The sequence below is a fragment of the Streptomyces sp. NBC_00019 genome (assembly GCF_045041015.1).
Taxonomy (GTDB): domain Bacteria; phylum Actinomycetota; class Actinomycetes; order Streptomycetales; family Streptomycetaceae; genus Streptomyces.
The window spans coordinates 3676132-3689449 of record NZ_CP108302.1; the positions used below are offsets into that span (position 1 = coordinate 3676132).

Annotated in this window: 15 protein-coding genes; 10 read left to right on the plus strand and 5 right to left on the minus strand. The window is 71.1% G+C overall.

Going from position 1 to position 13318, the window contains the following annotated elements; translation table 11 throughout:
• The first annotated feature begins 34 nt into the window (after positions 1–34).
• On the plus strand, positions 35–556 hold the full coding sequence (locus OHU89_RS17480) for a hypothetical protein (protein ID WP_405644000.1): 522 nt from the start codon (positions 35–37) through the stop codon (positions 554–556).
• A 115-nt stretch (positions 557–671) separates the two neighbouring features.
• Positions 672–1298 (plus strand): class F sortase, encoded by a 627-nt coding sequence (locus tag OHU89_RS17485; protein WP_365393846.1) that lies wholly within the window; start codon positions 672–674, stop codon positions 1296–1298.
• On the opposite strand, the gene OHU89_RS17490 is transcribed toward OHU89_RS17485, so the two are convergent.
• Positions 1236–1652: a winged helix-turn-helix transcriptional regulator gene (locus OHU89_RS17490; protein ID WP_405644002.1), complete on the minus strand. Its 417-nt coding sequence runs from the start codon at positions 1650–1652 to the stop codon at positions 1236–1238. The genes OHU89_RS17485 and OHU89_RS17490 overlap by 63 nt on opposite strands.
• 99 nt (positions 1653–1751) lie before the next feature.
• Between OHU89_RS17490 and OHU89_RS17495 the strand changes: the two genes are divergently transcribed.
• Entirely contained in the window at positions 1752–2648 is an 897-nt protein-coding gene (locus OHU89_RS17495; RefSeq protein ID WP_405644004.1) for an NAD(P)-dependent oxidoreductase, read from the plus strand.
• A gap of 4 nt (positions 2649–2652) precedes the next feature.
• On the opposite strand, the gene cpt is transcribed toward OHU89_RS17495, so the two are convergent.
• Both cpt and OHU89_RS17505 read right to left on the minus strand, forming a co-directional pair.
• Positions 2653–3174 (minus strand): chloramphenicol phosphotransferase CPT, encoded by a 522-nt coding sequence (cpt, locus tag OHU89_RS17500; RefSeq protein WP_405644006.1) that lies wholly within the window; start codon positions 3172–3174, stop codon positions 2653–2655.
• 14 nt (positions 3175–3188) lie between these two features.
• Positions 3189–3971 (minus strand): sulfite exporter TauE/SafE family protein, encoded by a 783-nt coding sequence (locus tag OHU89_RS17505; protein ID WP_405644008.1) that lies wholly within the window; start codon positions 3969–3971, stop codon positions 3189–3191.
• A gap of 231 nt (positions 3972–4202) precedes the next feature.
• Here OHU89_RS17505 and OHU89_RS17510 point away from each other — a divergent pair, with 231 nt between their 5' ends.
• The 5 genes from OHU89_RS17510 (at position 4203) to OHU89_RS17530 (ending at position 9852) form a co-directional block, all read left to right on the plus strand.
• Positions 4203–5414, plus strand: a complete 1212-nt coding sequence (locus tag OHU89_RS17510) for an NAD(P)/FAD-dependent oxidoreductase (RefSeq protein WP_405644010.1) — start codon at positions 4203–4205, stop codon at positions 5412–5414.
• On the plus strand, positions 5414–8020 hold the full coding sequence (nirB, locus tag OHU89_RS17515) for a nitrite reductase large subunit NirB (protein ID WP_266892692.1): 2607 nt from the start codon (positions 5414–5416) through the stop codon (positions 8018–8020). Before OHU89_RS17510 ends, nirB begins: the two co-directional genes overlap by 1 nt.
• On the plus strand, positions 8017–8367 hold the full coding sequence (nirD, locus tag OHU89_RS17520; RefSeq protein ID WP_046260233.1) for a nitrite reductase small subunit NirD: 351 nt from the start codon (positions 8017–8019) through the stop codon (positions 8365–8367). The genes nirB and nirD overlap by 4 nt, the downstream gene beginning before the upstream one ends.
• Positions 8368–8425: 58 nt before the next feature.
• Positions 8426–9007 carry a TetR/AcrR family transcriptional regulator gene (locus OHU89_RS17525; RefSeq protein WP_405644012.1) on the plus strand — a complete coding sequence of 194 codons (582 nt, stop codon included), beginning with the start codon at positions 8426–8428 and terminating at the stop codon, positions 9005–9007.
• Positions 9008–9084: 77 nt separating this feature from the next.
• Positions 9085–9852, plus strand: a complete 768-nt coding sequence (locus OHU89_RS17530) for an SDR family NAD(P)-dependent oxidoreductase (RefSeq protein ID WP_405644014.1) — start codon at positions 9085–9087, stop codon at positions 9850–9852.
• 29 nt (positions 9853–9881) lie between these two features.
• Here OHU89_RS17530 and OHU89_RS17535 read toward each other — a convergent pair whose 3' ends face one another.
• On the minus strand, positions 9882–10322 hold the full coding sequence (locus OHU89_RS17535; RefSeq protein WP_405644016.1) for a hypothetical protein: 441 nt from the start codon (positions 10320–10322) through the stop codon (positions 9882–9884).
• A gap of 11 nt (positions 10323–10333) precedes the next feature.
• Positions 10334–11263 (minus strand): oxidoreductase, encoded by a 930-nt coding sequence (locus OHU89_RS17540; protein WP_405644018.1) that lies wholly within the window; start codon positions 11261–11263, stop codon positions 10334–10336.
• A gap of 233 nt (positions 11264–11496) precedes the next feature.
• On the opposite strand from OHU89_RS17540, the gene OHU89_RS17545 reads away from it, so the two are divergent.
• Together OHU89_RS17545 and OHU89_RS17550 are read left to right on the plus strand one after the other, a co-directional pair.
• A complete protein-coding gene (locus tag OHU89_RS17545; RefSeq protein ID WP_405644020.1) occupies positions 11497–12657 on the plus strand; it encodes an alkaline phosphatase PhoX in 1161 nt (386 codons plus the stop codon).
• Between the two features lie 259 nt (positions 12658–12916).
• The gene (locus OHU89_RS17550; RefSeq protein WP_405644022.1) at positions 12917–13306 is read left to right on the plus strand and encodes an excalibur calcium-binding domain-containing protein; all 390 of its coding nucleotides are present in this window, start codon (positions 12917–12919) and stop codon (positions 13304–13306) included.
• Positions 13307–13318: the final 12 nt, after the last annotated feature.

A 13318-nucleotide genomic window follows, 5' to 3' on the forward strand; every position in this document is an offset into this window, starting at 1 on the left:
GGCAGGGAACACCGAAGAGCTCGAGGGAGCACCGATGCGCCGTACCGCCCGCATGCTGACCGGCACCGCGCTCGCCGTCGCGGCCGCGGGGCTGGCCGCCGCACCGGTGTACGCCGCGGACGCCGAGAGCCTGGAGGTGTACCCGTCCTCGGTCGTGCCCGGCGGACAGGTCACGGTGAACACGGCGGCGTGCGAGGACGGCGACACCGCGGCGGGCGACGCGAGTGCGGTGGGCGCCGGACCGTTCACGCTCGCGCCGAGCACCCATGAGCAGGACGCGATCGGACAGTTCCAGGTGCCGGAGAGCGCGCAGCCGGGGACGTACGAGATCGTCGCGACGTGCGCGGAGGGCGGCCGGCGGGTCACCGGCGACCTGGTGGTCACGCTCACCTCCACCCGTCAGCAGGTGTATCCCCGAGGAAGTGTGAAGACGGGGGTCGGTGGCGCTCTGGGCCCCGATCCCGTGCAGACCGCGGCCGGCGTGGCGGCTCTCGCCGTCGCCGCCGCGGGCGGTACCTGGCTCCTGCATCGCCGGGCGAGAGGCGACGGGATCTGACGGACACCCTCCGCTGTCCGTCCGCCGGTACCGCATGTCCCCTCCCCCTCCGGGTCCGACGCCCCTCGCGGCCCGGAGGGGGACAGGGGCAGGCCCAGCGAAAAGGAGGCTCGGCATGCGCGGACACCGCAGCGCCGGCAACTTCGTCATAGCGGCCGTCACCGTCGTCGCCCTGTGCTGCGGCGCCTGGCTGCTGCGCAGTGGCGCCGCGACGCACGCACCGCCGCAGCCGTCCGCCGCCGAGGCCCGCGCCGACCGCACCGACGCACGCTCCGCGCCCGCGCTGCCGCCCTCACCGCCGGACCGCATCCGCATCCCGTCGATCCGCGTGAACGCCCCCCTGATGGGCCTCGGACTCACCCCGACCGGCAGTCTCGACGTCCCGCCCGCCGCGAAGGAGAACCTCGCCGGCTGGTACGAGGCCGGCACCACCCCCGGTGAGACGGGCACCGCGATCGTGGCCGGACATGTCGACAACGCCGACGGTCCCGCCGTCTTCTACGACCTAGGCGCCCTGAAGAAGGGCAGCACCGTCGAGGTGGCCCGCCGCGACGGCGGCACTGCCGTCTTCTCGGTCGACTCCGTCGAGGTGTACGACGCGAAGGACTTCCCCGACGAGAAGGTGTACGGCGCGGCGCACCGGCCCGAGCTGCGGGTGATCACCTGCGGCGGGGGCTACTCACGGGCGACCGGCTATCAGGGCAACGTCGTCGTCTTCGCGCATCTGACCGGCAGTCGCTGAAGCACCGTCGAGCGTGTTCGCCGAGGCACCACCGAGCATGTTCTCCTTGCCCCAGTCCCCCAGCGGTCCCAGCGCATCGTTGAGCGTCTCGCCCCGCTCGGTCAGGGAGTACTCGACCCTCGGCGGCACCTCGTCGTACGCCTCCCGGTGCACGATCCCGTCCGCCTCCAGCTCCCGCAGATGAGCCGCGAGCACCTTCTCCGTCACCCCCGGCAGCTCCCGGCGCAGTTCACCGAAGCGGCACGGCCGTTCATGCAGCGCCCAGAGGATGAGCACCTTCCACTTGCCGCCGATCACATCCATCGCCGCGTCGATCCCGCAGACGTACGACCCCGGCCGCCGTGCCCTCGCCATGCCGCCCCCTCTTCCTGCCTGGACTCTTTCCCGGCGGTAACCACCCACTCTCAAGTACGTACTTGAGCAGGCGCTTCCCCACGAACAACCCTAAGCGGCATGACTGACAACGCCCTCACCACCAAGACCCCGCTCACCCTCCTCGGCGCCGGTGCCATGGGCACCGCCCTCGCCCGCACCTGGCTCGCCGCCGGCCATCCCGTGACCGTCTGGAACCGCACCCCCGCCCGCGCCGAGGCCCTGGCCGCCGAGGGCGCGACGGTCGCCGCGAGCGCCGCCGAGGCGGTGGCCGCGAGCCGGCTGGTGATCGCCTGTCTGCTGGACGACGCGTCGGTCGGCGAGGCGCTCGGGACGGCCGATCTCCAGGACAGGGACCTGGTGAACCTCACCACCGGGACGCCGGGCCAGGGGCGCGCGAGGGCCGCCTGGGCACAGGCCCGCGGCGCCCGTTTCCTGGACGGCGGGATCATGGGCACACCGCCGATGATCGAGGTCCCGGACTCCGGTGCCTACGTCTTCTACAGCGGTTCCGCCGACCTCTTCGAGGAGCACCGCGACACCCTCGCCGTGCCGGCCGCGACCACGTACGTCGGCCCGGACCCGGGGTTCGCCGCGCTGCACGACGTGGCGCTGCTGAGCGCGATGGACGGCATGTTCGCCGGCATCACCCACGCCTTCGCGCTGATCCGCCCGGAGGACATCGCACCGAAGGACTTCGCCCAGCTGCTCGCGGAGTGGCTGACCGCGATGACGTTCATGGTGCACAAGGCCGCCGACCAGTTGGAGAGCGGCGACTACGGCAAGGACGTGGTCTCCAACCTGGCCATGCAGTCCGCCGCCAACGCCACGCTGCTGCGCACGGCCGAGGAGCAGGGCGTGAGCACCGAGCTGCTGACGCCGTACGCGGCCCTGATGGCGCGGCGGGTCGCGGACGGGTACGGGGACGAGGACATCACGGGGGTGGTCGAGCTGCTCGTGCGGGATAAGAAGTCCTGACGGTCTAGCGCACGTGCGCGGCGATCGTCCGCGCACACTCCAGGGACTCGGTCCCCGCGGTGTCCACCTCCACGTCGTACACCACCCCTTGGTGGACGATCTCCGCCTGCTTCTCCGCCATCCCGCGCACCCGGTCACCGCGGGCGATCTCCCGGCCCGCGGCCACCGCGGCCTCGCAGCGGACGCCGACCCAGAGCACGTCCAGGCCGTCGAGGACCCGGCGCCAGCGGTCCTGGGTCGACGGTCCGCCGAGGAAGACGTCGTCGATGATCACGCGGGCGCCCGCGTGGGCCATGGCCGCGATGCCCTTGGCCCAGGCCGCTTCCAGGGTCATGTACTCCGGGCCGACGTGGACCGCGCCGTCCGGGGCGAACTCGATGCCCGCGCCCTCATCCGGCATCGCCTCGATCAGCGAGTCGACCCCGAAGGCCAGCCACGGGTCCGGCAGCACCGCCTGCAGACACCGCACGATCCCGGACTTGCCGGAGCTGGAGCCGCCGTTGACCACGATCATCTGGGTCGCCATGACGTCACCGTAGGTCAGGCGAGCCACTGCTCGTACGCCATTTTCGTCACCAGCGCGAACACCACCGTCAGCAGCACGACCCGGACGAAACCGCTCCCCTTCTTCAGTGCCGTGTGCGCGCCGAGCGTGCCGCCCGCCAGGTTGAACACGGCCATCAGCCCCGCCAGCTGCCACAGGACCGTGCCCTGCCAGGCGAAGGTGGCGAGGGCGCCGGCGTTGGTGCAGCAGTTGACGATCTTCGCGGTGGCGGAGGCGGTGACCAGGTCGAGATGGAGGACGGCGGTGAGCGCGAGGACCAGGAAGGTGCCGGTGCCGGGGCCGATCAGACCGTCGTAGAAACCGATACCGAGGCCCGCGAGGCCGATCGCCGCCAGGATGCGGCGGCGGCCGGCCGGGCCGGTCGCGGGGGCGGTGCCGAAGGCGGGGCGCAGGATGACGAAGGCGGCGACGGCCAGGAGCACCACCATGATCACGGGCTTCAGTACTTCCGTACTCATCCCCGCCGCGAAGAACGCCCCCGCCGAGGAGCCCACGAGGGCCGCGAGGCCGATGCGGACCGCGAGGCGTACGTCGACCGGGGCCTTGCGGGCGTAGGTCACCGCCGCGCCGGACGTGCCGACGATGGCGACCGCCTTGTTGGTGCCGAGGGCGTACGCGGCCGGGGTGCTCGACGGCAGGCCGAGCAGCAGGGCCGGAAGCAGGAGCAGACCCCCGCCGCCGACCACGGCGTCGATCCAGCCGGCAGCCAGAGCCGCGAGGCACAGGACGACGAGGGTGGTCAGCGATATGTCGGGCATGATCGGGACCCTAGACAGGAGATAGGTGCCCAGTCCATCGAGATGAGCTGCCGCTGAGCCTCGTAGACGATGTCACCTGCATGGATTCCGCTGGTTTCGCCACCTCACAGCCCGTCCCCGGCGCACTCCCGGAACCCTCACACTCGCCCACTGCCCCCGCTGAGGGCAGCGTTCCTCGCGGGAAACAGATGTGATGCGGTCGGGTAACACCGGCAACGCACGCTCCTGGACATGACCTCGAATACGCGTGTGGTGGTGATCGGCGCCGGACTCGCGGGCGTCCGTCTCGCCCGGCGGCTCGGCGAGCTCGGCACGCCCGTGACGCTGATCGGCGAGGAGGAGCACCGCCCGTACAACCGGGTGCTGCTCGCCGATGTGCTGGCCGGACGGTACAGCCCCGACGTGATCGCGCTGCCGGCCCCCGCGGAGCTCACCCGCGCCCGGGTCACCGGCATCGACCGGGAGGCGCGGACCGTCGAGTGCGCGGACGGTTCGAAGATCGCATACGACCGGCTGGTCCTGGCCACCGGCTCGAACCCGGTGCTGCCGCCCCTGCGCGGTCTGTTCACCCCCGACCACGTCCTGCCGGAGGGCGTCCACGCCTTCCGCACGATGGACGACTGCCTGGGCCTGTCCAAGGCGGTCCGGCCGGGTGCGAAGGCGGTCGTCATCGGCGGTGGACTCCTCGGGGTCTCCGCCGCCCGGGCGCTCGCCCAGCGCGGCGCTCAGGTGATCCTCGCCCAGCAGTCCGAGCGGCTCATGGAGCGCCAGCTCGACCCGAACGCCTCCCGGCTCGTCCGGCGCCATCTGGACGAGCTGGGCGTCGAGGTCCACACCGATCTGCGGGTGCGTGACGTGCGCTGCGTCAACGGCGCGGTCCGCTCGGTCGAGATGGCCGACGGATACGCCCTCGACGCCGACCTGGTGGTCCTGGCCTGCGGGGTCCGCCCGCGCGCGGGCCTCGCCTGGAGTGCGGACCTCGAGGTCCGCAAGGGCATCGTCGTGGACGACGAACTGCGCACCTCCGACCCGTACATCCACGCCATCGGCGACTGCGCCCAGCACGACGGAAACGTCTACGGGCTCGCCACTCCGGCCCTCGAACAGGCCGAAGTGCTCGCCGAGCTGCTGGCCGGGCGGGCGACCGCCCGCTACACCGGCACCCGTTCGCTGACCCGGCTCACACTGCCCGGTCAGACCGCCTTCGACCTCGCCGCGTTCGGCGAGACGGAGGCACTTCCCGGCGACGACGTCGTACAGCTCGCCGATGCCACCCGAGGCACCTACCGCAAGGTCGTCGTCCGCGACGACCGCCTGGTCGGCGGGGTCCTCGTCGGCGAACTCGGCACCGTCGGCGCGCTCGCGCGCGCCTGGGAGGGAGCAGAGCCGCTCCCCGACGACGGTCCTCTGCTCCACCTGCTCACCAACGATGGAGGCTCCTGATGACCGCCAACAGGGAGACCACTCCCACGATCGTGCTCGTCGGCCACGGCATGGTCGGCCAGCGCTTCCTCGAAGCGCTCGCCGAGCGCGGCCTGACCGCCACGCACCGCGTGGTCGTGCTCTGTGAGGAGCCGCGCCCGGCCTACGACCGCGTAGCGCTCACCTCGTACTTCTCGGGCAAGACGCCCGAGGACCTCTCGATGACGGACATGGAGTTCATCGAGAAGGAGGGCATCGAGCTCTACGTCGGCGACCCGGCGGAGACCGTCGACCGTGAGGCCCGCAGGGTGACCGCCCGGTCCGGGCAGGTCTTCGACTACGACATCCTCGTCCTCGCGACCGGCTCGTACCCCTTCGTGCCGCCGGTCCCCAACAAGGACGCCAAGGGCTGTTTCGTCTACCGCACCATCGAGGACCTCCTCGCCATCGAGGAGTACGCCAGTACGCGCACCACCGGTGCCGTGGTCGGCGGCGGTCTGCTCGGCCTGGAGGCCGCGGGCGCGCTGAAGGGCCTCGGACTCACCTCCCACATCGTCGAGTTCGCGCCGCGCCTGATGCCGGTGCAGGTCGACGACGGCGGTGGCGCGGCGCTGCTGCGCACCATCGAGCAGATGGGCCTGAGCGTCCACACGGGCGTCGGCACGCAGGAGATCGTGGTCGACTCCGAGGGTGCCGTCACCGGCATGAAGCTCTCCGACGGCTCCGAACTCGCCACCGACCTGGTGGTGTTCTCCGCCGGTGTCCGCCCCCGCGACCAGCTGGCCCGCGACTGCGGCCTCACGGTCGGCGAGCGCGGCGGCATCACCGTCGACGAGCAGTGCCGCACGGTCGCCGACCCGCACGTCTTCGCGATCGGCGAGTGCGCGCTGGCCGCCGACGGCCGGGTGTACGGCCTGGTCGCCCCCGGTTACGAGCAGGCCGAGACGGCGGCGGCGACCATCGCGTCGGACGAGGCCTCCTTCGTCGGCGCCGACCTCTCCACCAAGCTGAAGCTGCTCGGCGTGGACGTGGCCTCCTTCGGTGACGCGCACGGCGCGACCGCGGACTGCCTCGACGTCGTCTACTCCGACTCCCGCTCGGGCCTGTACAAGAAGCTCGTCATCGGCAGCGACGGCACCCTGCTCGGCGGCATCCTGGTCGGCGACGCCGAGGCATACGGCACGCTGAAGGCCTTCACGGGTTCGGTCCCGCCGGTCTCGCCCGAGTCGCTCGTGCTGCCCGCCGGTGCCGGCGAGTCCGTCCAGCTCGGCCCGAGCGCGCTGCCGGACGACGCGATCATCTGCTCCTGCAACAACGTCCGCAAGGGCACGATCCGCGGCGCGGTCACCGAGCACAACTGCACCACCGTGCCCGAGGTGAAGAAGTGCACCAAGGCCGGTACGACCTGCGGCAGTTGCGTCAAGGTCCTCGGCCAGCTGGTCACCGCCGAGCTGGAGGCGTCCGGCGTCGTCGTCGACAAGGGCCTGTGCGGCTGCTTCTCGCAGACCCGCGAGGAGCTCTACGAGATCGTCCTCGCCCTGCGCATCAGCACCTACCAGGATCTGCTGGACCGTTACGGCCGCGAGGGCGCCCGGGGCGGCGACGGCTGCGAGACCTGCAAGCCGGCCGTGGCCTCGATCATCGCCTCCCTCGCCTCGACCATCGGTGCCGACGTCTACGTCCTGGACGGCGAGCAGGCCGCGCTCCAGGACACCAACGACCACTTCCTGGCCAACCTCCAGAAGAACGGCTCGTACTCGGTCGTCCCGCGTATCCCCGGCGGTGAGATCACCCCGGAGGGCCTGATCGTCATCGGCGAGATCGCCCGCGACTTCGGCCTCTACACGAAGATCACCGGCGGTCAGCGGATCGACATGTTCGGCGCCCGCGTCGAACAGCTCCCGCTGATCTGGACCCGGCTGGTGGACGCGGGCTTCGAGTCCGGCCACGCGTACGGAAAGTCGCTGCGTACGGTCAAGTCCTGCGTGGGCCAGACCTGGTGCCGCTACGGCGTCCAGGACTCGGTGCGCATGGCGATCGACCTGGAGCTGCGCTACCGGGGCCTGCGCTCCCCGCACAAGCTGAAGTCGGCGGTGTCGGGCTGCGCCCGCGAGTGCGCCGAGGCCCAGTCCAAGGACTTCGGGATCATCGCCACCTCGGGCGGCTGGAACCTGTACGTCGGCGGCAACGGCGGCGCCACCCCGCGCCACGCGGACCTGCTGGCCCAGGACCTCAGCGACACCGAGCTGATCAAGCTGATCGACCGGTTCCTGATGTTCTACATCCGCACCGCCGACCGCCTGGAGCGCACCTCCACCTGGCTGGAGCGGATCCCCGGCGGCCTGGACCACGTCCGGGACGTGGTGGTGGAGGACTCCCTCGGCATCTGCGAGGAGCTGGAGTCACTGATGACCTCGCACGTCGCCCACTACCGCGACGAGTGGTCCGACACCATCAACGACCCCGAGAAGCTCGCCCGGTTCGTGTCCTTCGTGAACGCGCCGGACACCCCCGACCCGGTCGTCGGCTTCGTCCCCGAGCGCGACCAGATCAAGCCCGACCTGCCCCTGCTGTCCATCGGCATGCGCCCCGCTGAAGACGTCCTGGAAGGAAGCGCCCAGCGATGACCCTGGCACCCGAGACGACCGCCCTGAAGATCCAACTGCGCCTCGACGACAGCTGGTTCACGGTCTGCGACCTGAACGTCCTGCTGCCGGGCCGCGGCGTGGCGGCCCTGCTGCCCGACGGCCGGCAGGCGGCCCTCTTCCGCGACCGCGCGGGCGAGCTGTACGCCATCGACAACCGCGACCCGTTCGGTGGCGCGGCGGTCCTCTCCCGCGGACTGACCGGCACCCACGAGGGTCGGCCGTTCGTCGCCTCGCCCCTGCTGAAGCAGCGCTTCGATCTGCTGTCGGGGCAGTGCCTGGACGACGAGACGGTACGGATCCCGACGTACCAGGTCCGGGTGTCGTAACCCGCTCCCGGAGAAGTCTTTCTTGACCGACCGTTCTCATTGGATCTAGGCTGCGAATGTGGCCAGGACCAAGGAGTTCGATCCGGAGGCCGCGCTGCAGGCAGCCCTGGAGCTGTTCTGGCGGCGCGGCTACGAGGCGACGTCCATGTCCGACCTCGTCGAGCACCTCGGCATCGGCCGCGCCAGCCTCTACGCGACCTTCGGCAACAAGCACGAGCTGTATCTGAAGGCACTGGAGCGCTATCAGGAACAGCTCCCGGACCTGCTCGGGGAGCTGTCCCGGCCGGGCCCGGTACTGCCCGCGATACGGGCGCTCGTACGGCGTTACGCGGACGAGGCCACCGCCGAGAACCTGCGCCTGAACGGCTGTTTCATCACCAACACGGCGGCCGAGCTCGCCCCGCACGACCCGGCCGCCGCACGGCAGGTCGAGCGGAACTGGGACCACGTGGAGACAGTGCTCCACTCTGCACTGGTCCGCGCCGGGGCCCAGGGCGAGCTCGGGGCGGGCCGCGATCCGCTCGCCCTCGCCCGCATGCTCCTGGTGCTGCTCCAGGGCCTCAAGGTGGTGGGCAAGGCGTCCCCGGACCCGGCGCGGGTGCGGGACGCGGCGGAACAGGCTCTGACACTGCTGGACTGAGGGCGGCTGCTCATCGAGGGCCGCCGTTTTTTATTTGGCGCCATACTGAACCGTTCGGTCAAGAATAAGGGGAGATCATGACCAGCACGCGTTTCCACGACAGGACCGTTCTCGTGACCGGCGCCGGCTCCGGCATCGGCCGTGCCGTCGCGCTGGCGTTCGCCGCCGAGGGGGCGCAGGTCGTCGTGGCCGGGCGGCGGCGGGAACCCCTCGACGACACGGCGGCCCTGATCGAGGAGGCGGGCGGCAAGGCGCTGGCGCTCACCGCCGACGTGTCCCGTGCCGCCGACGTCCAGGCCGTCGTGGCCGCAGCCGTGGACCACTTCGGCTCGCTCGACGTGGCGGTCAACAACGCGGGCGTCTTCCGGGGCGGGCAGCCGCTGGCCGAACTGTCGGAGTCCGACTGGACCGAGCAGCTCGACATCAACGTCACCGGTGTCTTCCACGCCCTCCAGGCCGAGGTCCGCCAGATGCGGACCCAGCCCTCCGGCGGCGCGATCGTCAACATCGCCTCCATCTTCGGCGTCCACGCCCGCCACCCGGGCGCCACCGCGTACGCCGCCACCAAGGCCGCCGTCTCCGTCCTCACCCGGGGCGCCGCACGCGACCACATCGGCGACGGAGTCCGCATCAACGCGGTCAGCCCCGGTCCCGTGGAGACGGAGATGTCCCTGCTCCCCGGCGAGACGGAGGCCGAGCGCGCCGAGCGCATGGAGAACTCGGTGCCGCTCGGCCGCGCCTCCGCCACGGCGGAGGTCGCCGCCGCGGTCCTCTATCTGGCCTCGGACGACGCCGCGTCCGTGGTGGGCACGGACCTGGTGGTGGACAGCGGCAAGACGGCGTGAACGCTCCGCCGGAAGTGCCACACACAGGGTCAGGAAATGAGGTCCCGGGTGTGGAGCAGTGCCTGTTCGACGGCCAGCAGGAGTCGGTGGTCCCCGTCGATGGAGCGCAGGCGGGGCTGCCAGGCGTTGACGGCCCGCCAGCCATGTCGGGTCAGGGCAGGAACCGGCGTGTCGGCTTCGAGGCCCTCCGGTACTGAGGGAAGGCGCAGCAGCAGCGTGTCCGTCCCCATCGCGACGGCAGCCGCGACACCCTTGTAGGCCAGGAGCGGAACACCGTAGGCGGCGTTCAGGGGTACTCCCAGGCCCAAGTCCTTCAGCCGGTACATCAGATCGGGGTGCGTGTGCAGTTGCCACTCGCCGAGCGTCCAGTCGTCCGGTCCGCTCGGCGGAGAGCCCTGTTCCCGCAAATGGTCCAGCAGTGCGGTGTTGAGGGGATGCTTCGGCAGCCTCGTCGGTAAGTCCGGTCGCATGGCGAGTGACCCTAGGCCTTCAGGGGGTCGTACGACACTCCCGTGAGCCGCTCGGATGCGGCCCAAAGCTGCTCGCCCGCCTGGTCGTTGCGTGTCCAGGGTGCTCGCCAGGACGGTCCCGGCGATCCGCGCCATCCCGCGAGGGCCGGGCCGGTGAAGGAGTCGGGGGACACGTCGGGGTCGGTGGCGGCGTAGAGGGTGGTGAGGGCGCCCGCCTCCGCCGGCTGGGCGAAGAACCTGTTGCCGACGGCCATGAAGCGCTCGGTGAAGCGGCGGCCCGCCATGCGGGGTCCGGCCGACTGGAGGTTGGTCGCCGCGTATCCGGGGTGGGCGGCCGCCGCGACGACGTCCGAGCCGTGGGCGGCGAGCCTGCGGGCCAGTTCGTGGGTGAAGAGCAGGTTCGCGGTCTTGGAACGGGCGTAGGCGACCCAACGGCGGTACCGCTGCTCGCTGTTGAGATCGTTGATGTCGATGTTGGCCAGGGCGTGCGTCGTGCTGGAGACGGTCACCACCCGCGCGCCCGGGGTGTCGAGCAGCGCGGGCAGCAGCAGCCCGGTGAGTGCGAAGTGGCCCAGGTGGTTGACGCCGAACTGGGTCTCGAAGCCGTCCGCCGTCGTGCCGTACGGCAGGGCCATCACGCCCGCGTTGTTGATCAGCAGGTCGAGTCGGTCGTACGGCAGTGTCCGCGCGAACTCCCGTACGGAGGCGAGGTCCCCAAGGTCGAGCCGCGCGAACTCCACCTGTGCGCCCGGCACTTCGGTGGCCAGCCGGTCCCCCGCCTCGATCCCGCGCGCCTCGCTCCGGCAGGCGAGCACCACCCGGGCGCCCTTGCGTGCCAGCTCGCGCGCGGTGACGTAGCCGATGCCGCTGTTGGCTCCGGTGACGACGGCGGTGCGGCCGTGCTGGTCGGGGATGTTCTGCTCGTTCCAGCCGGAGGACATGCCCGGGCTCCTTCCCGCCGCTTCGGCGCTCGTCGCCAGCCTGCCCCCGATATGGCCCGCCGTCGACAGGACTCACCGGAACGCGCTCTCCCGCACGACCGCCTCGTCGAACTGCCGAGCCCACGCGTTCATGACCCGTCCATGACATGTCTATCAAGTTCCCCTAGGTTCCCACCCGCACGCTCCCGCCGCCGACCGGTGGCGGGACGGTCACGGCACCTCTTGGAGCGACAGTGGAACGTCGTACCTTCCTCCGTGCGACCGCCATCGGCGGCACCTCCGCCGTCTTCGGCGGCACCCTGTGGCGCGGCGCCGCGTACGCCGCGCCGGCCCAGCCCGGCACGGGCCCCTACGGAGCGCTCGGCTCCCCGGACGCCAACGGCATCAGACTCCCCTCGGGCTTCACCAGCCGGGTCATCGCCCGCTCGGGCCAGACGGTCACCGGGACGTCGTACACCTGGCACAACGCCCCGGACGGCGGCGCCTGCTACGCGGACGGCACGGGCTGGATCTACGTCTCCAACTCGGAGATCAACCCCTCCGGCGGTGCGAGCGCGGTGCGGTTCTCGTCGAGCGGCGCGATCACCTCGGCGTACCGCATCCTGTCCGGCACCCGGCAGAACTGCGCGGGCGGCAGGACGCCGTGGAACACCTGGCTGTCCTGCGAGGAGGTCGACCGGGGGTACGTCTACGAGACCGACCCGTGGGGCACGAACGCGGCGGTGCAGCGGCCGGCGATGGGCCGTTTCAAGCACGAGGCGGCCGCGGCCGACCCGGTCCGCCAGGTGATCTACCTGACCGAGGACGAGACGAACGGCCGCTTCTACCGCTTCGTACCGACGACTTGGGGCAGCCTCGCCTCCGGCACCCTCCAGGTACTGGCCGCCGGCACCGCCACCTCGGGCTCCTACACCTGGACGACCGTCCCCGACCCGGACGGCTCCCCCACCTCGACCCGCACCCAGGTCTCCGGCTCCAAGTCCTTCAACGGCGGCGAGGGCTGCCACTACGCCGACGACAAGGTCTGGTTCACGACCAAGGGCGACAACCGCGTCTGGCAGCTCGACCTCACCTCGAACACCTACGAGTTGGCCTACGACGACTCCCTGGTCACCTCGGGAACGGCCCCGCTCACCGGCGTCGACAACATCACCGGCTCCTCCTCCGGCGACCTCTACGTCGCCGAGGACGGCGGCAGCATGGACATCTGCCTGATCACCCCGGACGACGTGGTGACACCGTTCCTGAGAATCGACGGCCAGTCCTCCTCGGAAATCACCGGCCCGGCATTCTCCCCGAACGGCACCCGGCTGTACTTCTCCAGCCAGCGGGGCACGACGGGGAGTTCGTCGGGCGGGATCACGTACGAGGTGACGGGACCGTTCCGGTCGTAGACGTGTGAACACCGCACCGCCCACCGCTTCCGGACCCGCCCCCAAGTGGGCCCGGAAGCGGTGCGGGGTCGACTGCGACAGCTGACTTCACCATGCGGACCACAATGCCCTTACGTGCGACCGCACTTGAGCGATCACTGTGCGCTTCCGTCCGGTCGCGTCACGTTCGCGTCACGGGTTCTTCACACCACTTCCACCAACACGGTCTCGCACTACCTTCGGGCACCTCTTGTCACCACGAACCCCGTAAGGACCCGCCGTGAACCTGCTCCGCAAGCCCGGCGCCATCGTCGTCGCCGCGCTGGCCCTCGCCGTCCTGCCCTCAGCCGCCCAGGCGCACGACGGCGACCACCCGTTCGCCAACTGCACCGAGGCGTACGAGAACGGCTACGCGAACATGCCCGAGGGCGACGAGCACTACGGCACCCATCTGGACCGCGACGGCGACGGCATCGGCTGCGACAGCCCGCCCGCGGACTTCACCCCCGCCGAGGACCAGGAGGCGGACGCCGCGGCCCCGAAGGACACGGACCTCGCCGAGACCGGCGGCGACGACAACACCCCGTACTTCGCGGCCGCCGGCATGTCCGTCATGCTCGCCGGCGCGGGCCTCCTGGTCGTCGTGAACAGGCGGCGCGCCGACCACTGAACGCAGACCGAA